Annotated in this window: 38 protein-coding genes and 1 pseudogene; 36 read left to right on the top strand and 3 right to left on the bottom strand. The window is 68.1% G+C overall.

The genetic code is table 11. The features are described from left to right. The first annotated feature begins 90 nt into the window (after positions 1-90). The 33 genes and pseudogenes from rpsJ to IE318_RS01890 all read left to right on the top strand — a co-directional run bounded on the left by rpsJ (position 91) and on the right by IE318_RS01890 (position 18,914). On the top strand, positions 91-399 hold the full coding sequence (rpsJ, locus tag IE318_RS02050; RefSeq protein WP_003948644.1) for a 30S ribosomal protein S10: 309 nt from the start codon (positions 91-93) through the stop codon (positions 397-399). A 16-nt stretch (positions 400-415) separates the two neighbouring features. Continuing rightward, entirely contained in the window at positions 416-1,060 is a 645-nt protein-coding gene (gene rplC / locus IE318_RS02045; protein WP_009190129.1) for a 50S ribosomal protein L3, read from the top strand. Between the two features lie 8 nt (positions 1,061-1,068). Beyond that, positions 1,069-1,728 (top strand): 50S ribosomal protein L4, encoded by a 660-nt coding sequence (gene rplD / locus IE318_RS02040; protein ID WP_030174531.1) that lies wholly within the window; start codon positions 1,069-1,071, stop codon positions 1,726-1,728. Further along, positions 1,728-2,147, top strand: coding sequence for a 50S ribosomal protein L23 (rplW, locus tag IE318_RS02035; RefSeq protein WP_030174533.1), 420 nt, complete (start codon positions 1,728-1,730; stop codon positions 2,145-2,147). The genes rplD and rplW overlap by 1 nt, the downstream gene beginning before the upstream one ends. Before the next feature lie 38 nt (positions 2,148-2,185). Continuing rightward, on the top strand, positions 2,186-3,022 hold the full coding sequence (gene rplB / locus IE318_RS02030) for a 50S ribosomal protein L2 (protein ID WP_030174535.1): 837 nt from the start codon (positions 2,186-2,188) through the stop codon (positions 3,020-3,022). Between the two features lie 12 nt (positions 3,023-3,034). Continuing rightward, positions 3,035-3,316: a 30S ribosomal protein S19 gene (gene rpsS, locus IE318_RS02025; RefSeq protein WP_009190133.1), complete on the top strand. Its 282-nt coding sequence runs from the start codon at positions 3,035-3,037 to the stop codon at positions 3,314-3,316. Between the two features lie 43 nt (positions 3,317-3,359). Further along, positions 3,360-3,707 (top strand): 50S ribosomal protein L22, encoded by a 348-nt coding sequence (gene rplV / locus IE318_RS02020; RefSeq protein WP_030174537.1) that lies wholly within the window; start codon positions 3,360-3,362, stop codon positions 3,705-3,707. Continuing rightward, positions 3,707-4,537: a 30S ribosomal protein S3 gene (rpsC, locus tag IE318_RS02015; protein WP_030174539.1), complete on the top strand. Its 831-nt coding sequence runs from the start codon at positions 3,707-3,709 to the stop codon at positions 4,535-4,537. Before rplV ends, rpsC begins: the two co-directional genes overlap by 1 nt. 5 nt (positions 4,538-4,542) lie before the next feature. Next, the gene (gene rplP / locus IE318_RS02010) at positions 4,543-4,962 is read left to right on the top strand and encodes a 50S ribosomal protein L16 (protein ID WP_030174541.1); all 420 of its coding nucleotides are present in this window, start codon (positions 4,543-4,545) and stop codon (positions 4,960-4,962) included. Further along, positions 4,962-5,186 (top strand): 50S ribosomal protein L29, encoded by a 225-nt coding sequence (gene rpmC, locus IE318_RS02005; protein WP_030174543.1) that lies wholly within the window; start codon positions 4,962-4,964, stop codon positions 5,184-5,186. The genes rplP and rpmC overlap by 1 nt, the downstream gene beginning before the upstream one ends. Continuing rightward, complete coding sequence (gene rpsQ / locus IE318_RS02000; RefSeq protein ID WP_003992363.1) at positions 5,186-5,473, top strand: 30S ribosomal protein S17; 288 nt, start codon at positions 5,186-5,188, stop codon at positions 5,471-5,473. The genes rpmC and rpsQ overlap by 1 nt, the downstream gene beginning before the upstream one ends. A gap of 99 nt (positions 5,474-5,572) precedes the next feature. Further along, entirely contained in the window at positions 5,573-5,941 is a 369-nt protein-coding gene (rplN, locus tag IE318_RS01995) for a 50S ribosomal protein L14 (protein WP_030174545.1), read from the top strand. Between the two features lie 2 nt (positions 5,942-5,943). Next, positions 5,944-6,267, top strand: coding sequence for a 50S ribosomal protein L24 (gene rplX, locus IE318_RS01990; RefSeq protein WP_030174548.1), 324 nt, complete (start codon positions 5,944-5,946; stop codon positions 6,265-6,267). After that, positions 6,267-6,824 (top strand): 50S ribosomal protein L5, encoded by a 558-nt coding sequence (gene rplE, locus IE318_RS01985; protein ID WP_030174550.1) that lies wholly within the window; start codon positions 6,267-6,269, stop codon positions 6,822-6,824. The genes rplX and rplE overlap by 1 nt, the downstream gene beginning before the upstream one ends. A gap of 5 nt (positions 6,825-6,829) precedes the next feature. After that, positions 6,830-7,015 (top strand): type Z 30S ribosomal protein S14, encoded by a 186-nt coding sequence (locus IE318_RS01980; protein WP_003948630.1) that lies wholly within the window; start codon positions 6,830-6,832, stop codon positions 7,013-7,015. Between the two features lie 213 nt (positions 7,016-7,228). Beyond that, positions 7,229-7,627 carry a 30S ribosomal protein S8 gene (rpsH, locus tag IE318_RS01975; RefSeq protein ID WP_009190141.1) on the top strand — a complete coding sequence of 133 codons (399 nt, stop codon included), beginning with the start codon at positions 7,229-7,231 and terminating at the stop codon, positions 7,625-7,627. A gap of 24 nt (positions 7,628-7,651) precedes the next feature. Further along, a complete protein-coding gene (rplF, locus tag IE318_RS01970) occupies positions 7,652-8,191 on the top strand; it encodes a 50S ribosomal protein L6 (protein WP_030174553.1) in 540 nt (179 codons plus the stop codon). Positions 8,192-8,194: 3 nt separating this feature from the next. Further along, complete coding sequence (gene rplR, locus IE318_RS01965; protein WP_030174556.1) at positions 8,195-8,578, top strand: 50S ribosomal protein L18; 384 nt, start codon at positions 8,195-8,197, stop codon at positions 8,576-8,578. A gap of 40 nt (positions 8,579-8,618) precedes the next feature. Beyond that, positions 8,619-9,224, top strand: a complete 606-nt coding sequence (rpsE, locus tag IE318_RS01960) for a 30S ribosomal protein S5 (protein WP_009190144.1) — start codon at positions 8,619-8,621, stop codon at positions 9,222-9,224. A gap of 2 nt (positions 9,225-9,226) precedes the next feature. Then, the gene (gene rpmD, locus IE318_RS01955) at positions 9,227-9,409 is read left to right on the top strand and encodes a 50S ribosomal protein L30 (protein WP_030174559.1); all 183 of its coding nucleotides are present in this window, start codon (positions 9,227-9,229) and stop codon (positions 9,407-9,409) included. Between the two features lie 2 nt (positions 9,410-9,411). Then, a complete protein-coding gene (rplO, locus tag IE318_RS01950) occupies positions 9,412-9,867 on the top strand; it encodes a 50S ribosomal protein L15 (protein WP_030174562.1) in 456 nt (151 codons plus the stop codon). A 182-nt stretch (positions 9,868-10,049) separates the two neighbouring features. Continuing rightward, on the top strand, positions 10,050-11,363 hold the full coding sequence (gene secY, locus IE318_RS01945; protein ID WP_030174565.1) for a preprotein translocase subunit SecY: 1,314 nt from the start codon (positions 10,050-10,052) through the stop codon (positions 11,361-11,363). Beyond that, complete coding sequence (locus IE318_RS01940; protein ID WP_030174568.1) at positions 11,363-12,025, top strand: adenylate kinase; 663 nt, start codon at positions 11,363-11,365, stop codon at positions 12,023-12,025. Before secY ends, IE318_RS01940 begins: the two co-directional genes overlap by 1 nt. Before the next feature lie 123 nt (positions 12,026-12,148). Beyond that, positions 12,149-12,985, top strand: coding sequence for a type I methionyl aminopeptidase (map, locus tag IE318_RS01935; protein ID WP_189895711.1), 837 nt, complete (start codon positions 12,149-12,151; stop codon positions 12,983-12,985). 105 nt (positions 12,986-13,090) lie between these two features. Next, positions 13,091-13,225 (top strand): annotated as a pseudogene (locus IE318_RS01930) (type I methionyl aminopeptidase); the annotation flags it as partial. 208 nt (positions 13,226-13,433) lie between these two features. Then, complete coding sequence (infA, locus tag IE318_RS01925; protein ID WP_003948620.1) at positions 13,434-13,655, top strand: translation initiation factor IF-1; 222 nt, start codon at positions 13,434-13,436, stop codon at positions 13,653-13,655. Between the two features lie 70 nt (positions 13,656-13,725). After that, positions 13,726-13,839: a 50S ribosomal protein L36 gene (gene rpmJ / locus IE318_RS01920; RefSeq protein WP_003998809.1), complete on the top strand. Its 114-nt coding sequence runs from the start codon at positions 13,726-13,728 to the stop codon at positions 13,837-13,839. Positions 13,840-14,036: 197 nt separating this feature from the next. Beyond that, positions 14,037-14,417 carry a 30S ribosomal protein S13 gene (rpsM, locus tag IE318_RS01915; protein WP_020135802.1) on the top strand — a complete coding sequence of 127 codons (381 nt, stop codon included), beginning with the start codon at positions 14,037-14,039 and terminating at the stop codon, positions 14,415-14,417. A 66-nt stretch (positions 14,418-14,483) separates the two neighbouring features. Next, positions 14,484-14,888 carry a 30S ribosomal protein S11 gene (gene rpsK, locus IE318_RS01910; RefSeq protein ID WP_003956432.1) on the top strand — a complete coding sequence of 135 codons (405 nt, stop codon included), beginning with the start codon at positions 14,484-14,486 and terminating at the stop codon, positions 14,886-14,888. A gap of 116 nt (positions 14,889-15,004) precedes the next feature. Then, on the top strand, positions 15,005-16,027 hold the full coding sequence (locus tag IE318_RS01905; protein ID WP_003966937.1) for a DNA-directed RNA polymerase subunit alpha: 1,023 nt from the start codon (positions 15,005-15,007) through the stop codon (positions 16,025-16,027). An 85-nt stretch (positions 16,028-16,112) separates the two neighbouring features. Next, the gene (gene rplQ, locus IE318_RS01900) at positions 16,113-16,607 is read left to right on the top strand and encodes a 50S ribosomal protein L17 (protein ID WP_030173931.1); all 495 of its coding nucleotides are present in this window, start codon (positions 16,113-16,115) and stop codon (positions 16,605-16,607) included. Between the two features lie 91 nt (positions 16,608-16,698). Then, a complete protein-coding gene (truA, locus tag IE318_RS01895; protein ID WP_030173934.1) occupies positions 16,699-17,553 on the top strand; it encodes a tRNA pseudouridine(38-40) synthase TruA in 855 nt (284 codons plus the stop codon). Positions 17,554-17,630: 77 nt separating this feature from the next. Next, on the top strand, positions 17,631-18,914 hold the full coding sequence (locus IE318_RS01890) for a UDP-glucose dehydrogenase family protein (protein WP_189895710.1): 1,284 nt from the start codon (positions 17,631-17,633) through the stop codon (positions 18,912-18,914). Positions 18,915-18,979: 65 nt separating this feature from the next. Here IE318_RS01890 and IE318_RS01885 read toward each other — a convergent pair whose 3' ends face one another. Next, on the bottom strand, positions 18,980-19,861 hold the full coding sequence (locus tag IE318_RS01885; RefSeq protein WP_189895709.1) for a hypothetical protein: 882 nt from the start codon (positions 19,859-19,861) through the stop codon (positions 18,980-18,982). Between the two features lie 448 nt (positions 19,862-20,309). Between IE318_RS01885 and rplM the strand changes: the two genes are divergently transcribed. From rplM to glmM, 3 genes are all read left to right on the top strand, one after another. Then, on the top strand, positions 20,310-20,753 hold the full coding sequence (gene rplM / locus IE318_RS01880) for a 50S ribosomal protein L13 (RefSeq protein WP_030173943.1): 444 nt from the start codon (positions 20,310-20,312) through the stop codon (positions 20,751-20,753). A 42-nt stretch (positions 20,754-20,795) separates the two neighbouring features. Then, complete coding sequence (rpsI, locus tag IE318_RS01875; protein WP_030173946.1) at positions 20,796-21,308, top strand: 30S ribosomal protein S9; 513 nt, start codon at positions 20,796-20,798, stop codon at positions 21,306-21,308. A 171-nt stretch (positions 21,309-21,479) separates the two neighbouring features. Next, a complete protein-coding gene (gene glmM, locus IE318_RS01870; protein WP_189895708.1) occupies positions 21,480-22,838 on the top strand; it encodes a phosphoglucosamine mutase in 1,359 nt (452 codons plus the stop codon). On the opposite strand, the gene IE318_RS01865 is transcribed toward glmM, so the two are convergent. After that, positions 22,835-23,785, bottom strand: coding sequence for a DUF389 domain-containing protein (locus IE318_RS01865; protein WP_189895707.1), 951 nt, complete (start codon positions 23,783-23,785; stop codon positions 22,835-22,837). The two genes, glmM and IE318_RS01865, sit on opposite strands and share 4 nt — an antisense overlap. Positions 23,786-23,801: 16 nt before the next feature. Continuing rightward, positions 23,802-24,770: a type I pantothenate kinase gene (gene coaA / locus IE318_RS01860; protein ID WP_189895706.1), complete on the bottom strand. Its 969-nt coding sequence runs from the start codon at positions 24,768-24,770 to the stop codon at positions 23,802-23,804. Positions 24,771-24,780 lie beyond the last annotated feature (10 nt).

Here is a 24,780-nt window from a genome sequence, read left to right as displayed (position 1 = left end):
CGCCCGACCGCGTGGGTCGGAGAAGGCCAAGGGAAACCAGGGAAACACCGGGTTCCAGAGCGTGAGAAGAGACAGGACTACGAAGTAGCCATGGCGGGACAGAAGATCCGCATTCGGCTCAAGGCCTACGACCACGAGGTCATCGACTCCTCGGCGAAGAAGATCGTCGAGACGGTGACCCGCACTGGTGCGTCGGTCGCGGGCCCGGTGCCGCTGCCCACTGAGAAGAACGTGTACTGCGTCATCAAGTCGCCGCACAAGTACAAGGACTCGCGCGAGCACTTCGAGATGCGCACGCACAAGCGCCTGATCGACATTCTCGACCCGACCCCCAAGACCGTTGACTCTCTGATGCGACTCGACCTGCCGGCCGGTGTCGACATCGAGATCAAGCTCTGAGGCTGGTGGGCTGAGAATGGCTAAGCAGATCAAGGGCATCCTGGGCGAGAAGCTCGGTATGACGCAGGTGTGGGACGAGAACAACCGTGTTGTTCCGGTCACCGTCGTCAAGGCCGGGCCGAACGTCGTCACCCAGGTTCGTACCAATGACGTCGACGGCTACGAGTCCGTCCAGATCGCCTTCGGCGAGATCGACCCGCGCAAGGTGAACAAGCCCCTCAAGGGTCACTTCGCGAAGGCCGACGTCACCCCCCGTCGTCACCTCGTCGAGATCCGTACGGCTGACGCTGCCGAGTACACGCTCGGTCAGGAGATCACCGCCGAGGTCTTCGAGGCGGGCGTCAAGGTCGACGTCACCGGCAAGAGCAAGGGCAAGGGCTTCGCCGGTGTCATGAAGCGCCACAACTTCGGTGGCCTCGGCGCCGGTCACGGCACCCAGCGCAAGCACCGCTCTCCCGGTTCCATCGGTGGCTGCGCCACCCCGGGCCGTGTGTTCAAGGGCCTCCGCATGGCGGGTCGCATGGGCAACGAGCGGGTCACCACCCAGAACCTGACCGTCCACGCCGTTGACGCGGAGAAGGGTCTGCTGCTCATCAAGGGCGCGGTTCCCGGTCCGAACGGCGGCCTCGTCCTGGTCCGCACCGCGGCCAAGGGGGCCTGAGGTAACCGATGAGCACTGTTGACATCCTTTCGCCGGCGGGCGAGAAGGCCGGTTCCGTCGAGCTCCCCGCGGAGATCTTCGGCGTTGAGAAGGTCAGCGTTCCGCTGATCCACCAGGTCGTCGTCGCGCAGCTGGCCGCCGCCCGTCAGGGCACGCACAAGACGAAGACCCGCGGCGAGGTCCGTGGCGGTGGCAAGAAGCCGTACCGCCAGAAGGGCACCGGTCGCGCCCGCCAGGGTTCGACCCGCGCGCCGCAGTTCGCCGGCGGTGGCGTCGTCCACGGCCCGCAGCCGCGCGACTACTCGCAGCGGACCCCGAAGAAGATGAAGGCCGCGGCCCTGCGCCACGCCCTCACCGACCGGGCCCGCCACAACCGCATCCACGTCGTGACCGGCGTGGTCGAGGGTGAGACCGCCTCCACCAAGGCCGCCCGGACGCTGTTCGGCAAGATCTCGGAGCGCAAGAACCTGCTCCTGGTCGTCGACCGCGCCGACGAGGCCGCGTGGCTGTCCGCCCGCAACCTGCCCCAGGTCCACATCCTGGAGCCGGGCCAGCTGAACACGTACGACGTTCTCGTCTCGGACGACGTGGTCTTCACCAAGGCCGCTTTCGAGTCCTTCGTCGCCGGCCCGAACAAGGCCAACGACACCGAAGGGAGCGAGGCCTGATGGCTACGCGTCACCCCTCCATCGCCTCGAAGGCCGCCAAGGCCGCCAAGGCCGCGCGCGTCGCCAAGGCGCGCCGTCACGCCACCGAGGGCAAGAACACCGTCGAGACCCCGCTGAGCAAGTCGTACACGGACCCCCGTGACGTCCTGATCAAGCCGGTCGTCTCGGAGAAGAGCTACGCGCTCCTCGACGAGAACAAGTACACGTTCGTCGTCGACCCGCGTGCCAACAAGACCCAGATCAAGGAGGCCGTCCAGGCGGTCTTCGAGGTCAAGGTCACCGGGGTCAACACGATCAACCGCCAGGGCAAGCGCAAGCGGACCAAGAGCGGTTTCGGCCAGCGTGCCGCCACCAAGCGCGCGATCGTGACCCTCGCCGAGGGCGACCGTATCGACATCTTCGGCGGTCCGACCGCGTAAGCGGGTCGGATCGTCCGGTATCGGACGAGGACTGAGAAATGGGAATCCGCAAGTACAAGCCGACTACGCCGGGCCGTCGTGGCGCCAGCGTCGCCGACTTCGTCGAGGTCACGCGGTCCACGCCGGAGAAGTCGCTGGTCCGTCCCCTGCACAGCAAGGGCGGCCGTAACAATTCCGGTCGTGTGACCGTCCGCCACCAGGGCGGTGGCCACAAGCGCGCCTACCGCGTGATCGACTTCCGTCGTCACGACAAGGACGGCGTGCCGGCGAAGGTCGCGCACATCGAGTACGACCCCAACCGCACCGCGCGCATCGCGCTGCTGCACTACGCCGACGGCGAGAAGCGCTACATCCTCGCCCCGCGCAACCTGCAGCAGGGTGACCGCGTCGAGAACGGTCCCGGGGCCGACATCAAGCCGGGCAACAACCTGGCCCTCCGCAACATCCCGGTCGGTACGACGCTGCACGCGATCGAGCTCCGTCCGGGCGGCGGCGCCAAGTTCGCCCGCTCCGCCGGTGCCTCCGTGCAGCTGCTCGCGAAGGAGGGCTCGATGGCCCACCTCCGCATGCCGTCCGGTGAGATCCGCCTGGTCGACCAGCGCTGCCGCGCCACGGTCGGCGAGGTCGGCAACGCCGAGCAGAGCAACATCAACTGGGGCAAGGCCGGCCGCAAGCGCTGGCTGGGCGTCCGCCCGACCGTTCGCGGTGTGGCGATGAACCCGGTTGACCACCCCCACGGTGGTGGTGAGGGCAAGACCTCGGGTGGCCGCCACCCGGTCAGCCCCTGGGGTCAGAAGGAAGGTCGTACTCGTTCTCCCAAGAAGGCGAGCAACAAGTACATCGTCCGCCGCCGCAAGACGAACAAGAAGCGCTAAGGACGGGTTGAGATGCCTCGTAGCTTGAAGAAGGGGCCTTTCGTCGACGACCACCTGATCAAGAAGGTGGACGTACAGAACGAAGCCGGCACCAAGAACGTCATCAAGACCTGGTCCCGTCGCTCGATGATCGTCCCGGCCATGCTGGGCCACACGATCGCGGTGCACAACGGCAAGACCCACATCCCGGTGTTCGTCACCGAGTCCATGGTCGGCCACAAGCTCGGCGAGTTCTCGCCGACGCGCACCTTCCGGGGTCACGTCAAGGAAGACCGGAAGTCGAAGCGCCGCTAGCAGCGGATCGCATTCAGACACGTAAGTAACTGAAGGGACAACCATGGAAGCCAGGGCCCAGGCGCGGTACATCCGCGTCACGCCCATGAAGGCCCGCCGCGTGGTGGACCTCATCCGTGGCATGGACGCCACGGAGGCCCAGGCTGTTCTGCGATTCGCTCCGCAGGCAGCCTCCGTGCCGGTCGGCAAGGTGCTCGACAGCGCCATCGCCAACGCCGCGCACAACTACGACCACACCGACGCCGACAGCCTCTACGTCTCCGAGGCGTACGTCGACGAGGGCCCGACCCTGAAGCGGTTCCGGCCGCGTGCCCAGGGCCGTGCCTACCGGATCCGCAAGCGGACCAGCCACATCACCGTGGTCGTCAGCAGCAAGGAAGGAACCCGGTAATGGGCCAGAAGGTTAACCCGCATGGGTTCCGGCTCGGTGTCACCACGGACTTCAAGTCCCGGTGGTACGCCGACAAGCTGTACAAGGACTACGTCAAGGAAGACGTCGCCATCCGTCGGATGATGACGTCCGGCATGGAGCGCGCCGGCATCTCCAAGGTCGAGATCGAGCGCACCCGTGACCGTGTGCGTGTGGACATCCACACCGCTCGTCCGGGCATCGTCATCGGCCGCCGTGGCGCCGAGGCCGACCGCATCCGCGGCGACCTCGAGAAGCTCACCGGCAAGCAGGTCCAGCTGAACATCCTCGAGGTCAAGAACCCCGAGACCGACGCTCAGCTGGTTGCCCAGGCCGTCGCCGAGCAGCTCTCCTCCCGCGTCTCCTTCCGCCGCGCCATGCGCAAGAGCATGCAGTCGGCGATGAAGGCGGGCGCCAAGGGCATCAAGATCCAGTGCGGTGGCCGCCTCGGCGGCGCCGAGATGTCCCGCTCGGAGTTCTACCGCGAGGGCCGTGTGCCCCTGCACACGCTCCGCGCGAACGTGGACTACGGCTTCTTCGAGGCCAAGACGACCTTCGGCCGCATCGGTGTGAAGGTCTGGATCTACAAGGGCGACGTCAAGAACATCGCCGAGGTCCGCGCCGAGAACGCCGCCGCCCGCGCGGGTCAGCGCCCGTCGCGCGGCGCCGGCGAGCGCCCGGCCCGTGGTGGCCGTGGTGGCGAGCGGCGCGGTCGCAAGCCGCAGCAGCAGCAGGCTCCGGCCGCCGAGGCCCCCAAGGCCGAGGCTCCGGCCGCTGCCGCTCCGGCTGAGAGCACCGGAACGGAGGCCTGACCGACATGCTGATCCCCCGTAGGGTCAAGCACCGCAAGCAGCACCACCCGAAGCGCAACGGTATGTCCAAGGGTGGAACGCAGGTTGCGTTCGGCGAGTACGGCATCCAGGCGCTGACCCCGGCCTACGTCACGAACCGCCAGATCGAGGCGGCTCGTATCGCGATGACCCGTCACATCAAGCGTGGCGGCAAGGTCTGGATCAACATTTACCCGGACCGTCCCCTCACCAAGAAGCCGGCCGAGACCCGCATGGGTTCCGGTAAGGGTTCTCCGGAGTGGTGGATCGCGAACGTCAAGCCCGGACGCGTGATGTTCGAGCTGTCGTACCCCAACGAGAAGATCGCCCGTGAGGCGCTGCTTCGTGCGGCCCACAAGCTGCCGATGAAGTGCCGGATCGTCAAGCGCGAGGCAGGTGAAGCGTGATGTCGGCCGGTACCAAGGCGTCCGAGCTGCGCGAGCTGGGCAACGAGGAGCTTCTGGGCAAGCTCCGCGAGGCCAAGGAAGAGCTGTTCAACCTCCGCTTCCAGGCGGCGACCGGTCAGCTCGAGAACCACGGTCGGCTGAAGGCCGTCCGTAAGGACATCGCGCGGATCTACACCCTGATGCGTGAGCGCGAGCTGGGCATCGAGACGGTGGAGAGCGCCTGATGAGTGAGAGCAACGTGACTGAGCAGACTGCAGAGGCCCGCGGCTTCCGCAAGACCCGTGAGGGTCTCGTCGTCAGCGACAAGATGGACAAGACCGTCGTCGTCGCCGTCGAGGACCGCGTCAAGCACGCGCTGTACGGCAAGGTCATCCGCCGTACCAACAAGCTCAAGGCGCACGACGAGCAGAACGCCGCGGGTGTCGGCGACCGCGTCCTCCTGATGGAGACCCGGCCGCTGTCCGCGACGAAGCGCTGGCGCGTCGTCGAGATCCTCGAGAAGGCCAAGTAATTCTCCTGCGGGGCATTCCCCGCAGGTCAGTTCCGCCAGGCTCCGGGGGCCGCTCGCTGAGCGGCCCCCGGGGAACCGGCAGACATTCAGGAGATAGACGTGATCCAGCAGGAGTCGCGACTGCGTGTCGCCGACAACACTGGTGCGAAGGAGATCCTTTGCATCCGTGTGCTCGGTGGCTCCGGTCGCCGCTACGCGGGCATCGGTGACGTCATCGTCGCCACCGTCAAGGACGCGATCCCCGGTGGCAACGTGAAGAAGGGTGACGTCGTCAAGGCGGTCATCGTTCGCACCGTCAAGGAGCGCCGCCGTCCGGACGGCTCGTACATCCGCTTCGACGAGAACGCCGCCGTCATCCTCAAGGGCGACGGCGACCCTCGTGGCACCCGTATCTTCGGCCCCGTCGGCCGTGAGCTGCGCGAGAAGAAGTTCATGAAGATCATCTCCCTCGCGCCGGAGGTGCTGTGAGCATGAAGATCAAGAAGGGCGACCTGGTCCAGGTCATCACCGGCAAGGACAAGGGCAAGCAGGGCAAGGTCATTGCCGCTTACCCGCGCGAGGAGCGTGTCCTGGTCGAGGGTGTCAACCGGGTCAAGAAGCACACCAAGGCCGGGCCGACCGCTCGCGGTTCGCAGGCCGGCGGCATCGTCACCACCGAGGCGCCGATCCACGTCTCCAACGTCCAGCTGGTCGTGGAGAAGGACGGTCAGAAGGTCGTGACCCGCGTCGGTTACCGCTTCGACGACAACGGCAACAAGATCCGCGTTGCCAAGCGGACGGGTGAGGACATCTGATGGCTACCACCACTGCCCCGCGTCTGAAGCAGAAGTACCGCGACGAGATCGCCCCGAAGCTGCGCGACGAGTTCAAGTACGAGAACGTCATGCAGATCCCGGGCCTCGTCAAGATCGTGGTCAACATGGGTGTGGGCGACGCCGCCCGCGACTCCAAGCTGATCGAGGGCGCCATCCGCGACCTCACCACGATCACCGGCCAGAAGCCGGCGGTCACCAAGGCCCGCAAGTCCATCGCGCAGTTCAAGCTGCGTGAGGGCCAGCCGATCGGTGCCCACGTCACGCTCCGTGGCGACCGCATGTGGGAGTTCCTGGACCGCACCCTGTCGCTCGCGCTGCCGCGCATCCGCGACTTCCGCGGCCTGTCCCCCAAGCAGTTCGACGGCCGTGGCAACTACACCTTCGGTCTCACGGAGCAGGTCATGTTCCACGAGATCGACCAGGACAAGATCGACCGCGTCCGGGGTATGGACATCACCGTGGTCACCACGGCGACCAACGACGCTGAGGGCCGCGCGCTCCTTCGTCACCTCGGCTTCCCGTTCAAGGAGGCGTGAGCGAGATGGCGAAGAAGGCTCTGATCGCTAAGGCTGCTCGCAAGCCCAAGTTCGGTGTGCGTGGCTACACCCGCTGCCAGCGCTGCGGCCGTCCGCACTCCGTTTACCGCAAGTTCGGCCTGTGCCGCGTGTGCCTTCGTGAGATGGCTCACCGTGGCGAGCTGCCGGGCGTGACCAAGAGCTCCTGGTAATCCCCCGTTTGAGGGGTTCCGGAAGCTCTCGGTAAGTAGATAGGGCGGACAGACGCCCAGCTCACATGCCTTAGGCTTGTGGGGTTGGGCGTCTGTCGCCGCCCGTACGACTTACTACGCCGTAGGTCCACCGCGCCGCACCCGTCCCGTCTCGGATCGGGGAGAGGGATGGCGCACCAGGAAACCCCGGCGAGAGAGGCCGAAGGCCAATTCATGACCATGACTGATCCGATCGCAGACATGCTCACGCGTCTGCGGAACGCGAACTCGGCATACCACGACACCGTGACCATGCCGCACTCGAAGATCAAGTCGCACATCGCGGAGATCCTCCAGCAGGAGGGCTTCATCACGGGCTGGAAGACCGAGGACGCCGAGGTCGGCAAGAACCTCGTTCTCGAGCTGAAGTACGGCCCGAACCGTGAGCGCTCCATCGCGGGCATCAAGCGGATCTCCAAGCCCGGTCTCCGGGTGTACGCGAAGTCCACCAACCTGCCGAAGGTGCTCGGCGGCCTGGGCGTGGCGATCATCTCCACGTCGCACGGGCTCCTCACCGACAAGCAGGCCGGCAAGAAGGGCGTGGGTGGGGAAGTCCTCGCCTACGTCTGGTAACGGAAGGGAACGGAGGAAACAGCTATGTCGCGCATCGGCAAGCTCCCCATCGCGGTTCCCGCCGGCGTGGACGTCACCATCGACGGCCGTACGGTTTCGGTCAAGGGCCCCAAGGGCTCGCTGACCCACACCGTTGCCGCGCCGATCGAGATCGTCAAGGGCGAGGACAACAACCTTCAGGTGACCCGCCCCAACGACGAGCGTCAGAACAAGGCTCTCCACGGCCTGTCCCGCACGCTGGTGGCGAACATGATCACCGGCGTGACCCAGGGTTACGTGAAGAAGCTCGAGATCAGCGGTGTCGGTTACCGCGTGACGGCCAAGGGTTCGAACCTGGAGTTCGCGCTCGGCTACAGCCACCCGATCACCGTCGAGGCGCCCGAGGGCATCACCTTCAAGGTCGAGACCCCGACCCGCTTCTCGGTCGAGGGCATCGACAAGCAGAAGGTGGGCGAGGTCGCGGCCAACATCCGCAAGCTGCGCAAGCCCGACCCGTACAAGGCCAAGGGCGTCAAGTACGAGGGCGAAGTCATCCGCCGCAAGGTCGGAAAGGCGGGCAAGTAAGCCATGGCATACGGGCAGAAGATCCTCAAGGGCGACGCCTACAAGCGCGCCGCGATCAAGCGCCGTCACATCCGGATCCGCAAGCGGATCGCCGGTACGGCGGAGCGTCCCCGTCTGGTCGTGACCCGCTCCAACCGCCACATCGTGGCGCAGGTGATCGACGACCTCAAGGGCCACACCCTGGCATCGGCGTCCACGCTGGACACGTCGATCCGCGGTGGCGAGGGCGACAAGTCCGCGCAGGCCAAGCAGGTCGGCGCCCTGGTCGCCGAGCGTGCCAAGGCCGCCGGTGTCGAGGCTGTCGTGTTCGACCGTGGTGGCAACCAGTACGCCGGGCGCATCGCCGCCCTGGCGGACGCCGCCCGCGAAGCCGGCCTGAAGTTCTGAGCCGGTTCCGAGCTAGCGGAAACAGAGAGAGGTAATTCCAATGGCTGGACCCCAGCGCCGCGGTGGCGGTGCCGGTGGCGGCGAGCGGCGGGACCGGAAGGGCCGTGACGGCGGCGCAGCTGCCGCCGAGAAGACCGCGTACGTTGAGCGCGTCGTCGCGATCAACCGCGTCGCCAAGGTTGTGAAGGGTGGTCGTCGCTTCAGCTTCACCGCGCTGGTCGTGGTGGGCGACGGTGACGGCACCGTGGGTGTCGGATACGGCAAGGCCAAGGAGGTGCCGGCCGCCATCGCCAAGGGCGTTGAGGAGGCCAAGAAGCACTTCTTCAAGGTCCCCCGGATCCAGGGCACCATCCCGCACCCGATCCAGGGTGAGAAGGCTGCCGGCGTCGTGCTGCTCAAGCCCGCGTCCCCGGGTACCGGTGTTATCGCCGGTGGTCCGGTGCGTGCCGTGCTCGAGTGCGCCGGTATCCACGACGTGCTGTCGAAGTCGCTCGGCTCCGACAACGCGATCAACATCGTGCACGCGACCGTGGAGGCCCTCAAGGGTCTGCAGCGTCCCGAGGAGATCGCGGCCCGCCGTGGTCTGCCGCTCGAGGACGTCGCCCCCGCGGCCCTGCTGCGTGCGCGTGCCGGGGCAGGTGCGTAATCATGGCTCAGCTCAAGATCACGCAGGTCAAGTCCTACATCGGCAGCAAGCAGAACCACCGCGACACCCTGCGTTCCCTGGGCCTCAAGCGCCTGGGTGACGTGGTCGTCAAGGAGGACCGCCCCGAGTTCCGCGGCATGGTGCACACCGTCCGCCACCTCGTGACGGTCGAGGAGGTCGACTGATCATGGCGGAGCAGAACCCGCTGAAGATCCACAACCTCCGTCCCGCCCCGGGCGCCAAGACCGCCAAGACCCGTGTCGGTCGTGGTGAGGCGTCGAAGGGTAAGACGGCCGGTCGTGGTACGAAGGGCACGAAGGCCCGTTACCAGGTTCCGGAGCGCTTCGAGGGCGGCCAGATGCCGCTCCACATGCGCCTCCCGAAGCTGAAGGGCTTCAAGAACCCGTTCAAGACCGAGTACCAGGTCGTGAACCTCGACAAGCTGGCCGCGCTCTACCCGCAGGGTGGCGAGGTCACGGTCGAGGACCTGGTGGCCAAGGGTGCCGTTCGCAAGAACAGCCTGGTCAAGGTCCTGGGCCAGGGCGAGGTCTCCGTGGCGCTGCAGGTGACGGTGGACGCCGTCTCCGGCTCCGCCAAGGAGAAGATCACCGCCGCCGGTGGTTCCGTCACCGAGCTCGTCTGAGTTCCTTGGACGTCTTCTCGATGACGTAAGCATCCCGACCGGGGATACCTCACAATGAGGTATCCCCGGTTGGTCGTTCCAAGGGGGGCAGTGTCGCCGGTAAGGTGGCCTGCACTGTTCTTTTCGTCGAACCTCAAGACCGTCACCCTTGACGCACTGGCGCGGGGGTCGCAGGAGGCACCGTGCTCACCGGCTTCGCCCGGGCGTTCAGGACGCCCGACCTGCGCAAGAAGCTGCTCTTCACACTCGGCATCATCGTGGCGTACCGCGTCGGTACCCACATCCCGATCCCGGGCGTCAACTACAAGGCTGTCCAGCAGTGTGTGACCGAGGCCTCCGGCAATCAGGGGCTCTTCGGTCTGGTCAACATGTTCAGCGGCGGCGCGCTGCTCCAGATCACGGTCTTCGCCCTCGGGATCATGCCGTACATCACGGCGAGCATCATCCTGCAGCTGCTGACCGTGGTGATCCCGCGCCTGGAAGCCCTCAAGAAGGAGGGCCAGGCCGGCACGGCCAAGATCACCCAGTACACCCGTTACCTGACGGTGGCGCTGGCCATCCTGCAGGGCACCGGCCTGGTGGCCACCGCCCGCAGCGGCGCCCTCTTCTCCGGGTGCACGGTCGCGGCCAACATCGTGCCCGAGCGGGCGATCTTCAACACGATCGTCATGGTGGTCTGCATGACCGCCGGTACGGCCGTGGTCATGTGGCTCGGTGAGCTCATCACCGACCGCGGCATCGGCAACGGCATGTCGATCCTGATGTTCATCTCGATCGCCGCGACGTTCCCGTCCTCGCTGTGGGCCATCAAGAAGCAGGGCACCCTGGCCGGCGGCTGGATCGAGTTCGGCACCGTGATCCTGGTGGGCCTGGTCATGGTCGGTCTGGTCGTCTTCGTCGAGCAGGCCCAGCGTCGCATCCCGGTGCAGTACGCGAAGCGCATGATCGGTCGACGTTCCTACGGCGGTACGTCCACGTACATCCCGCTCAAGGTGAACCAGGCCGGTGTGATTCCGGTCATCTTCGCCTCGTCGCTGCTGTACATTCCGGCGCTCATCGCCCAGTTCGCGGGGGGCAACTCCGGCTGGAAGACCTGGGTTCAGCAGAACCTGACCAAGGGCGATCACCCGCTTTACATCACTATGTACTTCTTGCTCATCGTGTTCTTCGCGTTCTTCTACGTGGCGATCTCCTTCAACCCCGAGGAAGTCGCGGACAACATGAAGAAGTATGGTGGCTTCATCCCGGGCATCCGGGCTGGCCGACCGACCGCTGAGTACCTTTCGTACGTGCTCAACCGGATCACCTGGCCGGGTTCGCTGTATCTGGGTCTGATCGCTCTCGTACCGACAATGGCGTTGGTCGGGTTCAACGCGAACCAGAACTTCCCCTTCGGCGGGACGAGCATCCTGATCATCGTGGGTGTCGGCCTCGAGACGGTGAAGCAGATCGAGAGCCAGCTCCAGCAGCGCAATTACGAAGGGTTCCTCCGCTGATGCGAATCGTCCTCGTCGGGCCGCCTGGTGCCGGTAAGGGAACGCAGGCTGTGCGCCTTGCCGAGAAGCTGCGCATCCCGCACATCTCCACGGGCGACCTGTTCCGCGCCAACATCAGCCGCCAGACGGAGCTCGGCAAGCTGGCGAAGTCCTACATGGACGCCGGCAACCTCGTGCCGGACGAGGTCACCATCGCCATGGCCAAGGACCGCATGGAGCAGCCCGACGCCGCCGGAGGCTTCCTGCTGGACGGCTTCCCGCGCAACGTCTCCCAGGCCGAGGCGCTGGACACGCTGCTGCAGGAGGAGAGCATCAAGCTCGACGCGGTGCTCGACCTGGAGGTCCCCGAGGACGAGGTCGTCAAGCGGATCGCCGGCCGGCGGATCTGCCGGAAGGACTCCAGCCACGTCTTCCACGTGACGTACAGCCCGGCGAAGAAGGAGGGCGTCTGCGACGTCTGCGGCGGTGAGCTGTACCAGCGGGACGACGACTCCGAGGACACCGTCCGCAAGCGGCTGGAGGTCTACCACACGCAGACCGAGCCGATCATCGACTACTACAAGGCCCAGGGCCTGGTCGTGACGATCTCCTCGCTCGGCCCGGTGGACGAGATCACGCGGCGCGCGCTGGAGGCGCTGAAGCGCGAGGACGCCACGAAGTAGGCGTCACGTCGGGTGCAGCCGCGGTTCCTTTCGAAGGGGCCGCGGCTGTGCTGTGGGCGCGGCGGCGCCCGTATGGTTGACATAGTCGGCCCTCTTTCCGGTCCCAGAAAGGCCCTTCTCCCCATGGTGCAGATCAAGAGCCCCGAGCAGATCGCCAAGATGCGTGCGGCGGGGCTGGTCGTCGCCGCGATCCACGCGGCCACCCGGGAGGCGGCCGTACCCGGGGCGCGCACCAAGGATCTGGACGAGGTCGCCCGCAAGGTGCTGGCCGAGCACAACGCCAAGCCGAACTTCCTCGGCTACGGCGGCTTCCCGGCGACGATCTGCACCTCGGTCAACGAGGTCGTCGTCCACGGCATCCCCTCGGAGGACGTCGTCCTCAAGGACGGGGACATCATCTCCATCGACTGCGGCGCGATCGTCGACGGCTGGCACGGCGACGCCGCGTACACCGCGTTCGTCGGGTCCGGTCACGCCCCGGAGCTGGTCGAGCTCTCCCGGGTGACCGAGGAGTCGATGTGGGCCGGGATCGCGGCCATGAAGCAGGGCAACCGGCTGGTCGACATCTCCCGTGCCGTCGAGACGTACATCCGCCGCCAGCCCAAGCCCGGCGGCGGGCGCTACGGGATCATCGAGGACTACGGCGGCCACGGCATCGGCACCGAGATGCACATGGACCCGCACCTGCTGAACTACGTGGACCGCCGGCGCGGCAAGGGCCCCAAGCTGGTCCCCGGCATCTGCCTGGCCATCGAGCCGATGGTCTCCCTGGGCACGGCGAAGACCCGGGTCCTCGAGGACGACTGGACGGTCATCACCACGGACGGCACCTGGTCGTCCCACTGGGAGCACTCGGTCGCCCTGACCGAGCAGGGCCCCCTGGTCCTGACGGCCCCGGACGGCGGCAAGGCCAAGCTTGCGGAGCACGGGATCACGACGGCGCCTGACCCGCTAGGCTGACAGGCGGCCTGGGTGAGGGTCGCCGGTCGGAGGCCGGCGCAGCCGCTCGAAGCCTGTGAGGCGCCCCTGGCGCCGATCCCGCGAGAGCGGCGTCAAGGATGGGTCGGCACCTGGTCGTCCCACTGGGAGCACTCGGTCGCCCTGACCGAGCAGGGCCCCCTGGTCCTGACGGCCCCGGACGGCGGCAAGGCCAAGCTTGCGGAGCACGGCATCACGACGGCGCCTGACCCGCTGGCGTGACGGCGGTCCCGGTCGGCGCCTGACCCGCTGGCGTGAGTTTCGGTGGGGCGGCATGGTGATCTCGCGTGCCGGGCAGGCTTCCTCGATTCGTGTTTCCGGGTGCGCTGACGTAGACTGACTCGTCGGCTCTCGTGCGCCCGCATGTCCGCATGCGCCCGTAAGGGAAGCAGAGAGAGTCGATCAAGGTAGTCGATTCGAAGGGCAAAGCGTGGCCAAGAAGCAAGGTGCCATCGAGATCGAGGGCACTGTCGTCGAGTCTCTGCCGAACGCCATGTTCAAGGTCGAGCTCCAGAACGGCCACCAGGTCCTGGCACACATCAGCGGCAAGATGCGTATGCACTACATCCGCATCCTCCCTGACGACCGGGTCGTGGTGGAGCTGTCTCCGTACGACCTGACGCGTGGCCGGATCGTCTACCGATACAAGTAGATCTTGCCTACGTCCCGTGCCCTCCCTGTGCACGGGGCCGCCGGCAACTGACCCGGAGAACCTCACACCCATGAAGGTCAAGCCGAGCGTCAAGAAGATCTGCGACAAGTGCAGGGTGATCCGCCGTCACGGCCGGGTCATGGTCATCTGCGAGAACCCGCGCCACAAGCAGCGCCAGGGCTGACGCACGACCGACCGCACCCTCTGCATTTCCATCGCAGAGATTCGCGCGACGCGAGCTGAATATGTTCATACGCAGGGCCCGAGCCGCTACGCGGCTTGACACCCCCGGTTCGGAGGCCGGGGACCCGGTACGTACCTGATACGGCGGCTGGGAACCGGTTCTGTGGAAGACCTCCGAAGATCACCAGGAGCCATTGAATGGCACGCGTTTCCGGTGTTGACATCCCGCGCGAAAAGCGCGTGGAGGTCGCGCTCACCTACGTGTTCGGCATCGGCCGGACGCTCTCCCAGCAGACGCTGGCCGAGACCGGTATCGACCCGAACACCCGCGTTCGCGACCTCTCCGAAGAGCAGCTCGTCGCGATTCGTGAGTACGTCGACAACAACATCAAGACCGAGGGTGACCTCCGTCGCGAGATCCAGGCCGACATCCGCCGCAAGGTCGAGATCGGCTGCTACCAGGGTCTCCGTCACCGTCGCGGTCTGCCTGTCCGCGGTCAGCGCACCAGCACGAACGCCCGTACCCGCAAGGGCCCGCGTCGCGCCATCGCCGGCAAGAAGAAGCCGGGCAAGAAGTAGTCCACAGCGGACTTCGCCGTCCAGCGGTCTTCGCTGTAGGACCGACCACCTCCCGTAGGAGTACAGATGCCCCCCAAGGGTCGTCAGGGCGCTGCCAAGAAGGTGCGCCGCAAGGAAAAGAAGAACGTCGCTCACGGCCACGCGCACATCAAGAGCACGTTCAACAACACCATCGTTTCGATCACCGACCCGAGCGGCAACGTGATCTCCTGGGCCTCCGCCGGCCACGTCGGCTTCAAGGGCTCCCGGAAGTCCACGCCGTTCGCCGCGCAGATGGCCGCCGAGTCGGCCGCCCGCCGCGCCCAGGAGCACGGCATGCGCAAGGTCGACGTGTTCGTCAAGGGCCCGGGCTCCGGTCGTGAGACCGCGATCCGCTCCCTGCAGGCCACGGGCCTCGAGGTCGGCTCCATCCAGGACGTCACCCCGACCCCGCACAACGGCTGCCGTCCGCCGAAGCGCCGCCGCGTCTGAGGCACGGTTCGCTTGAGGATTCGGGCGGTACGGCTCTTTCGGGCCGTGCCGCCCGTACCCTTGCAGTACTAGTCGGACGTCAAATAGCGGGCGTCCATGACTGAAGGAATCACAACATGCTGATCGCTCAGCGTCCCTCGTTGACCGAAGAGGTCGTCGACGAGTTCCGCTCCCGGTTCGTGATCGAGCCGCTGGAGCCGGGCTTCGGCTACACCCTCGGCAACTCCCTGCGCCGCACCCTCCTGTCGTCGATCCCCGGTGCCGCTGTCACCAGCATCCGTATCGACGGCGTCCTGCACGAGTTCACCACCGTGCCGGGCGTCAAGGAGGACGTCACCGACCTGATCCTCAACATCAAGCAGCTGGTCGTCTCCTCGGAGCACGACGAGCCGGTCGTGATGTACCTGCGCAAGCAGGGCCCGGGTCTGGTCACCGCCGCCGACATCGCGCCCCCGGCCGGTGTCGAGGTGCACAACCCCGACCTCGTCCTCGCCACGCTCAACGGCAAGGGCAAGCTGGAGATGGAGCTGACCGTCGAGCGCGGTCGCGGTTACGTCTCCGCCGTGCAGAACAAGCAGGTGGGCCAGGAGATCGGCCGTATCCCGGTCGACTCGATCTACTCGCCGGTTCTCAAGGTCACGTACAAGGTCGAGGCCACGCGTGTCGAGCAGCGCACCGACTTCGACAAGCTGATCGTCGACGTCGAGACGAAGCAGGCCATGCGTCCGCGTGACGCCATGGCGTCGGCCGGCAAGACCCTGGTCGAGCTGTTCGGTCTCGCCCGCGAGCTGAACATCGACGCCGAGGGCATCGACATGGGCCCGTCCCCCACGGACGCCGCCCTGGCCGCCGACCTCGCGCTGCCGATCGAGGAGCTGGAGCTCACGGTCCGCTCCTACAACTGCCTCAAGCGCGAGGGCATCCACTCCGTGGGTGAGCTCGTCGCCCGCTCGGAGGCCGACCTGCTGGACATCCGCAACTTCGGTGCGAAGTCCATCGACGAGGTCAAGGCGAAGCTGGCCGGCATGGGCCTGGCCCTGAAGGACAGCCCGCCCGGATTCGACCCCACGGCCGCTGCCGACGCCTTCGGCGCCGACGACGACGCGGACGCGGGTTTCGTGGAGACCGAGCAGTACTGATCGGTCGTTGCCGGTGAGCATCCGCTCATCGGGTTCCTGACCCCGGTACCTGACACGGCCGGGGCAGACACACAGGAGAAGAACAATGCCGAAGCCCACCAAGGGTGCCCGTCTGGGCGGCAGTGCCGCGCACGAGAAGCTGCTCCTCGCGAACCTCGCGAAGGCGCTGTTCGAGCACGGCCGTATCACCACCACCGAGGCGAAGGCCCGCCGCCTGCGCCCGTACGCCGAGCGTCTGGTCACCAAGGCGAAGAAGGGCGACCTTCACAACCGCCGTCAGGTGCTCCAGGTCATCACGGACAAGAGCGTCGTCCACACGCTCTTCACCGAGATCGGCCCGCGTTACGAGAACCGTCCGGGTGGCTACACCCGCATCACCAAGATCGGTAACCGCCGTGGCGACAACGCGCCCATGGCTGTCATCGAGCTGGTCGAGGCGCTGACGGTGCAGCAGAAGGCCGTGGGTGAGGCCGAGGCCGCCACCAAGCGTGCGGTCAAGGAGGCCGACGAGGCCAAGGCTGCCGAGACCACCGAGGCGCCGGCCGAGGAGGCCGCTGCCGAGGAGTCGAAGGAAGCCTGAGGCTCCGCCTGACGCTGGAAGCGGGTTCGCCCTTCGGGGCGGGCCCGCTTTCGCGTACCGGAGGAGCAGGCGGCCCTGAGAGGATCTGTACGTGAGTGACGAAGCACAGCCCGGCCATGTCCGCATCCGTCTCGACCTGTCCTACGACGGCACCGGCTTCCACGGCTGGGCCAAGCAGGCCGGCGGCAAGCGGACCGTGCAGGGGGAGATCGAGGACGCGCTGCGCACGGTCACGCGGTCCGTGGAGACGTACGAGCTGACCGTCGCCGGGCGGACCGACGCCGGGGTGCACGCGCGGGGCCAGGTGGCGCATGTGGACCTGCCCGAGCAGGTCTGGCGCGAGCACCACGAGAAGCTGCTCAAGCGGCTCGCCGGGCGGCTGCCCCGGGACGTGCGCGTCTGGGCCCTCAGGCCCGCGCCGAGCGGCTTCAACGCCCGTTTCTCCGCCGTCTGGCGCCGCTACGCCTACCGCGTCACGGACAACCCCGGCGGTGTGGACCCGCTGCTGCGGGGCCATGTGCTCTGGCACGACTGGCCGCTCGACGTGGATGCCATGAACGAGGCCGCCCGGCGGCTGATCGGCGAGCACGACTTCGCCGCGTACTGCAAGAAGCGTGAGGGCGCGACCACCATCCGTACGCTCCAGGAGCTGAGCCTGGCGCGGGGCGACGACGGGATCATCACCGCGACCGTCCGCGCCGACGCCTTCTGCCACAACATGGTCCGCTCACTCATCGGGGCGCTGCTGTTCGTCGGCGACGGCCACCGTCCGCCGGACTGGCCCGGGAAGGTGCTGGCCGCGGGCGTACGGGACTCCGCCGTGCACGTGGTACGGCCGCACGGGCTGACCCTGGAGGAGGTCGGCTACCCGGCCGACGAGCTGCTGGCGGCGCGTAGCCGGGAGGCCCGCAACAAGCGGTCGCTGCCGGCGGCCGGCTGCTGCTGAGGGCTGCTGCCGAGGGCCATGAGTCCGCTCACGTGGTGTGACGGTACGGTTGCGGGCTGGCGGGAACTCGCGGACCCATGCGGCTCACCGTCATCGGCACCGGTTATCTGGGTGCCACGCATGCCGCCTGCATGGCGGAGCTGGGACACGAGGTGGTCGGCGTCGACGTCGACGCGGGCAAGATCGCCGCGCTGCGCGCCGGCCGGGCGCCGTTCCACGAACCGGGGCTGTCCGCGCTGCTCGCCCGGCACACGGCGAGCGGACGGCTGCGGTTCACGACCGCCTACGAGGAGGCCGGTGCCTTCGGGCAGGTGCACTTCGTGTGCGTCGGCACCCCGCAGCGCAGGGACTGCGACGGCGCGGACCTGAGCTGTGTGGAGTCGGCGTTCGCGGGGATCGCCCGGCATGCGCGCAAGGGCGCCCTGCTGGTGGGCAAGTCGACCGTGCCGGTCGGCACCGCCGCGCGGCTCGCCGAAGAGCACGGCGCCGAGATCGCGTGGAACCCGGAGTTCCTGCGGGAGGGCTTCGCCGTCGAGGACACCCTGCGGCCGGACCGGCTGGTGTTCGGGGTGCGCACCGGGCGCGCCGAGCGGCTGCTGCGCCAGGTCTACGGTCCTGTGCTGGCCGCCGGGACGCCGCTGGTCGTCACCGACTTCGCCACCGCGGAACTGGCCAAGACGGCCGCGAACTCCTTCCTCGCCACCAAGATCTCGTTCATCAACGCGATGGCCGAGGTCTGCGAGGCCGCGGGCGGTGACGTGCGGAAACTGTCCGAGGTGCTGGGATGTGACGGCCGGATCGGGCGGGCGTACCTGCGGGCCGGGGTCGGGTTCGGCGGCGGCTGCCTGCCCAAGGACATCCGGGCCTTCGCGCACCGCTCCGCCGAGCTGGGCGTGGACCTGGGATTCCTGCACGCGGTGGACGCGATCAACATGCGGCGCCGGGACCGGACGGTCGCGCTGGCCCGCGAGCTGTGCGGTGGATCCGTCCTCGGCGCGCGGGTGGCGGTGCTGGGCGCCGCCTTCAAACCGGACTCGGACGACGTCCGCGACTCGCCCGCGCTGAACGTGGCCGCGCGCCTCGGCCTCGACGGCGCCGACGTCACGGTCTACGACCCCGAGGCGCTGGACAACGCGCGCAAGGCGTTCCCGCTGCTCGGCTACGCGCTGTCCGTGCCGGAGGCGCTGCGCGGGGCCGAACTGGTGCTGCTGCTGACCGAGTGGCCGCGGTTCCGGGAGATCGACCCGCGATGGGCGGCGGGGCTGGTGTCCCGGCCGCGCATCGTGGACGGCCGGGGCGTCCTCGACCCGGACCGCTGGACGGCGGCGGGCTGGCGGTTCTGCGCGCTGGGGATGTCCTGACCGGGGAGGTCCCGGAGGGACATCGGACCCGTCCTAGTGGTGCCTACCGGTGCGCCACCGGCGTCCTAGTGGTTGGCCGCCGCCGAGGCCTGGGCCACGCCGCGCCGGCGGATCTGCTGGAACGCGAACTCGGCGAGGTCGTCGCCGGCGCGGAACACCTTGGTGTCCTTGGCCGTCACGTCCTTGCCGCTGGGGAATCCGGCGAGGGTGAAGTAGGCGTAGCGGCCGTAGGAGTTGGTCGTGGAGCGGCAGACCGCGCCGTCGCAGAAGGCCTTGACGCCGCTGCCGGAGAGCGGCTTGACGATGCTCTTCTTGTCGGCCTGGCCCTTGGCCTTGAGGGCCTGGGCCTCCGTGTCGAAGACGGCGACGCCGACGGTGGCCGCGATCCCGTCCTTCGTGTAGGTCGCGCGGATCAGGCGAGTGCAGCCGTTGGCGGTGAGGACCTTGCCGAGGGTGCCCTGGACGGCCGTGGCACAGCTCTTGGTGTCGGCGGTGGGGCCCTTCTTGTACACGTTCTCGCCCATGGTCAGCCGGGCGCCAGGGAAGAGCGTGTCCGCGCTGAGCGGGGCCGTGTCCTTCTGCGCGCTGGATATGAAGTCCTTGGGGTCCAGCGGGGGCGGGGCGCTGGTGGGCGCGAAGGAGGGGCCCGTGGCCGAACTGCTCGGCAGCGCGGCGGTGGCGGGCAGCTGGGAGGCCGGGTGTCCCGAGGCGTTGTCGTCGCTGTTCGCGGACATCACCGCCATGGCGACGGCCGCGCCCACGGCCACGGTGGCCAGCACGCCCCCGCCGACGAACAGCAGTCGTCGCCGCTTGTTGCGCGTCTCGGACGCCTCGGCGAGTGCGGCCCAGTCCGGGGTCTGGCTGTCGCTCCCGCTGTTCCACGGCTGCTGAGATTGTGGTTTCCAGGGATCCCACTGGGACTGCGAGCCCCGCTGCCCATGACTCATGGGGCGCATCTTAGACGGGGCCCGGGGCGCCCGGGCGCCGCCCGCGGCGCCCCTCCGGGCACCTTCGGCGCAGGCCGGTACAAAGCGGAGCACGCCGCAGCCGGAGCGGGCCGGGCGCCCCCGTCCGCGCCCGGGAGGTGTGCTCGTGCGAGGGCCGAAGGGCGGGTGTTGTGGGGGAGTGGGGGTGGGCGCCGCCTACACTGGGGCGGAACACGCTGGATCGGTGCGGGCAACCCGTTTTGACCCCCGGAGGGCCGCACGGGTATCCTGCATGTTCGTTGTGTATTGGCTTGCTCATTCTCACGGGACGGGCCCTTACACCGGTCCACCGGGCCGATGACCAGCGACCAGCACGCGGTTTGCGTCACCGCGGTGCGGTCAGGGCTGTCGTGATCGTCTTCGGTGACCTTGTCAGGACCACTCACTGAAGAAGCGAAGGCTACGAACCGTGCGTACGTACAGCCCCAAGCCCGGCGACATCACGCGCCAGTGGCACGTCATTGACGCCCAGGACGTTGTCCTGGGCCGCCTGGCGTCCACCGCCGCCACCCTTCTGCGGGGCAAGCACAAGCCGATCTACGCGCCGCACGTCGACGCTGGTGACTTCGTCATCATCATCAACGCCGACAAGGTGCACCTCTCCGGCAACAAGCGGACCCAGAAGATGGCGTACCGCCACTCCGGCTACCCGGGTGGTCTGCGCTCCGTCCGTTACGACGAGCTGCTCGACAAGAACCCGGAGAAGGCCATCGAGAAGGCCGTCAAGGGCATGCTCCCCAAGAACTCCCTGGGCCGTCAGATGCTCTCGAAGCTGAAGGTCTACAAGGGTGACCAGCACCCGCACGGCGCCCAGCAGCCGGTGCCGTTCGAGATCACCCAGGTCGCGCAGTAAGTCCGGCCACCCCCTAAGACTGAAGAGAATCTGAGGAGAATCGTGGCCGAGACCACTGCCGAGCAGCCGCTCGAAGAGCTTGACATCGACAGCTACACCACCGAGTCCGAGGTTCCGGTGGAGGGTGAGTACACCTCCGAGTCCCTCGCCTCGCGCTTCGGTGAGCCCCAGCCCGCCGCCGGCCTGGGCCGCCGCAAGAACGCCATTGCCCGCGTCCGGATCGTTCCGGGCTCCGGCAAGTGGAAGATCAACGGCCGCACCCTCGAGGACTACTTCCCGAACAAGGTGCACCAGCAGGAAGTCAACGAGCCCTTCAAGGTGCTGGAGCTCGAGGGCCGTTACGACGTCATCGCCCGCATCGCCGGCGGCGGCGTCTCCGGCCAGGCCGGTGCCCTGCGTCTCGGTGTCGCCCGCGCCCTGAACGAGGCCGACGTCGACAACAACCGCGGCCCGCTCAAGAAGGCCGGCTTCCTCCGCCGCGACGACCGTGCGGTCGAGCGCAAGAAGGCCGGTCTGAAGAAGGCCCGCAAGGCGCCGCAGTACAGCAAGCGCTAATCAGCAGCTGCCTGCGGACAGGCCTACTCCGAACGCCCCGGCGGCACGCCACTGTGCTGTCGGGGCGTTCGTATATCGCAGGACTTGGGCGTATAACGGCACGAGGTGCTGACCGGCTGATGTGATCGGATGCCCGGCCCTTCAGGAACCGACGCTTTATCAGGAGGACAAGTGGGACGACTCTTCGGCACGGACGGCGTGCGTGGCGTCGCCAACGCGGACCTGACCGCCGAGATGGCGCTCGGCCTCTCCGTCGCCGCGGCGCACGTGCTTGCCGAGGCGGGCACCTTCGAGGGCCACCGTCCCAAGGCCGTGGTCGGCCGGGACCCGCGTGCTTCCGGGGAGTTCCTGGAGGCCGCCGTGGTCGCCGGGCTGGCGAGTGCGGGCGTGGACGTGCTGCGCGTCGGCGTGCTGCCGACGCCCGCCGTGGCGTATCTGACCGGCGCGCTCGGCGCCGACCTCGGCGTGATGCTCTCGGCGAGCCACAACGCCATGCCCGACAACGGCATCAAGTTCTTCGCCCGCGGCGGCCACAAGCTCGCCGACGAGCTGGAGGACCGGATCGAGAAGGTCTACGAGGAGCACCGCACCGGCGCGCCCTGGGACCGTCCGACCGGCGCGGGCGTGGGCCGCGTCCGCGACTACGACGAGGGCCTCGACCAGTACGTCTCCCACCTCATCGGCGTCCTCCCGAACCGGCTCGACGGCCTGAAGATCGTCCTGGACGAGGCGCACGGCGCCGCCTCCCGCGTCTCGCCGGAGGCCTTCGTCCGGGCCGGTGCCGAGGTCGTCACCATCGGCGCGGAGCCCGACGGCCTGAACATCAACGACGGCTGCGGCTCCACGCACCTGGGCCCGCTCAAGGCCGCCGTCGTCGAGCACGGCGCCCAGCTGGGCATCGCGCACGACGGCGACGCCGACCGCTGCCTGGCCGTGGACCACACCGGCGAGGAGGTCGACGGCGACCAGATCCTGGCCGTGCTCGCGCTGGCGATGCGGGAGCGTTCCGCACTGCGCTCCGACACCGTCGTCGCGACCGTGATGTCGAACCTGGGCTTCAAGCTGGCCATGGAGCGCGAGGGCATCCACCTCGTGCAGACCGCCGTCGGCGACCGCTACGTCCTGGAGGAGATGAAGAACAAGGGCTACGCCCTGGGCGGCGAGCAGTCCGGCCACGTCATCATCCTCGACCACGCCACCACCGGCGACGGCACGCTCACGGGCCTGCTGCTGGCGGCCCGCGTCGCCCAGACCGGCCGTACGCTGCGCGACCTGGCCGCGGTCATGGAGCGGCTGCCCCAGGTCCTGATCAACGTCCCCGACGTGGACAAGTCCCGGGTGAAGACCTCCGCGGACCTGGCCGCCGCGATCACCGAGGCCGAGCGCGAACTGGGCGAGACCGGCCGCGTCCTGCTGCGCCCCTCGGGCACCGAACCGCTGGTCCGCGTCATGGTCGAGGCCGCCGACATCGACCAGGCCCGCTCGGTGGCCGGCCGACTGGCCGACGCGGTGAAGTCGGCGCTCGGCTAGGCGAGTTCCGAGGCGCGGTGGGCGCGCTCGCGTTGCCTGATCCAGAACCACTTCTGGGCGAGCAGCGTGAGCGTGCCGGCCAGGACGATGCCGAGCAGGTTCAGCAGCAGTTGCACGGTGGAGCCCCAGGTCTGCCGGGTGTCGCCGTAGGCGAGGGCGACGGCCGCGTTGGCGGCGGCCGGGACGGTGGTCACCGAGATGGCGACGCCGACCAGGGCACCGGACTTGGCGGAGGTCAGGGAGAGCGTGCCGGCGGCTCCGGCGAGCACCGCCACGACGAAGGAGAACCAGTCAGGGGCGTAGACGAAGCTGGTGTTGGGCCGCGGGGCCTCCAGCTTGCTCTCGCTGAACAGCCCGACGGCGTCCATGAAGACGCTGAAGCCGACCGTCACCGCCATCGCCAGCGCGAAGCCCACCAGCAGCGCGGTCAGCGACCGCAGCGCCAGCCGCGGGGCCCGCTGCACAAGTGCGGTGCTCAGACCCGCCAGTGGCCCGAACTCCGGGCCGACGGCCATCGCGCCCACGATCAGGATCGCGTTGTCCAGCAGCACACCGCAGGCGGCGATCATGGTGGCGAGCGTGATGAACGCCAGATAGGTCACCGACAGCGTCGACTCCTCGTGCGTGGCGTCCGCCAGGTGCTCCCACAGCACCGCGTCCGCGCCCTCGCCGGGCGCCTCCTCCTCGGCCTTCTCGGCCCGCTTGGACAGCGACAGGTCGATGCTCTCCACGGCGATCGAACCCGTCTGCTCGATCCCCAGCTCCCGCAGGCCGGTGAGCAGTTCGTGACCCGCCTCGCGTGCGACGTCGCACATCACCACGTCACCGGCCGGGTTGCGGGCCGCGCCCCGCAGCACGACGAGGTGCGTGGTGCCCACCGTCCTCTCGATCAGCCGCACCACGTCGTCGGTGCGCTCGGCGGGCGTGATCAGTCGCAGATGCAGCATGACGGCAGCGTAGAGGTCAGAGCTTGCGCAGGCTCAGCCGCTGCACCTTGTGGTCCGGGCCCTTGCGCAGCACCAGTGTGGCGCGGCCCCGGGTGGGTGCGATGTTCTCCACCAGATTGGGCTTGTTGATCGTCCGCCACATGGTGCGGGCGTAGTCGAGGGCCTCGTCCTCCGACACCTGGGTGTACTTGCGGAAGTACGAGGAGGGGTCCTGGAAGGCGGTCCCGCGCAGCTTGCGGAACCGGTTCAGATACCACTGCTCGATGTCCTCGGTGCGCGCGTCGACGTACACGCTGAAGTCGAAGTAGTCGGCGAGACCGACCCTGGTGCGGCCGTCCTTGCCGGGCAGGGCGGGCTGGAGGACGTTCAGGCCCTCGACGATGAGGATGTCCGGGCGGCGGACGCTGAGCTTCTCGCCGGGGACGATGTCGTAGATCAGGTGTGAGTAGACGGGCGCGGTCACCTCGCTCTTGCCGGCCTTGATGTCGGCGACGAACCGGGTCAGCGCCCGGCGGTCGTACGACTCCGGGAACCCCTTGCGGGACATCAGGCCGCGCGCCTGGAGTTCGCGGGTGGGCAGCAGGAACCCGTCGGTGGTGACCAGCTCGACCCGGGGGTGCTCGGGCCAGCGGGAGAGCAGCGCCTGGAGCAGACGGGCCACGGTCGACTTGCCGACGGCGACCGAACCGGCCACCCCGATGACGAAGGGGGTGCCGGACTGGGAGCCCTGCTCGCCGAGGAAGGTGTTCAGCGCGCCGCGCAGCCCGTCCGTGGCACCGACGTAGAGGTTGAGCAGCCGGGACAGCGGCAGATAGATGTCCCGCACCTCGTCGAGGTCGATGACGTCGCCGAGGCCGCGCAGCCGCTCGACCTCCTCGGCGGTGAGCGGCAGCGGCGTCTTGTCGCGCAGCGCGCTCCACTCGGCTCGTGTGAGGTCGACGTAGGGAGTCGCCTCCGGCCGGGGCCGGTGGGCGCTCCGGGGCATCGAGGGGACC

This window comes from Streptomyces spiralis (assembly GCF_014654675.1).
GTDB lineage: Bacteria > Actinomycetota > Actinomycetes > Streptomycetales > Streptomycetaceae > Streptomyces > Streptomyces spiralis.
This window is presented reverse-complemented; position numbering and strand designations above follow the sequence as displayed.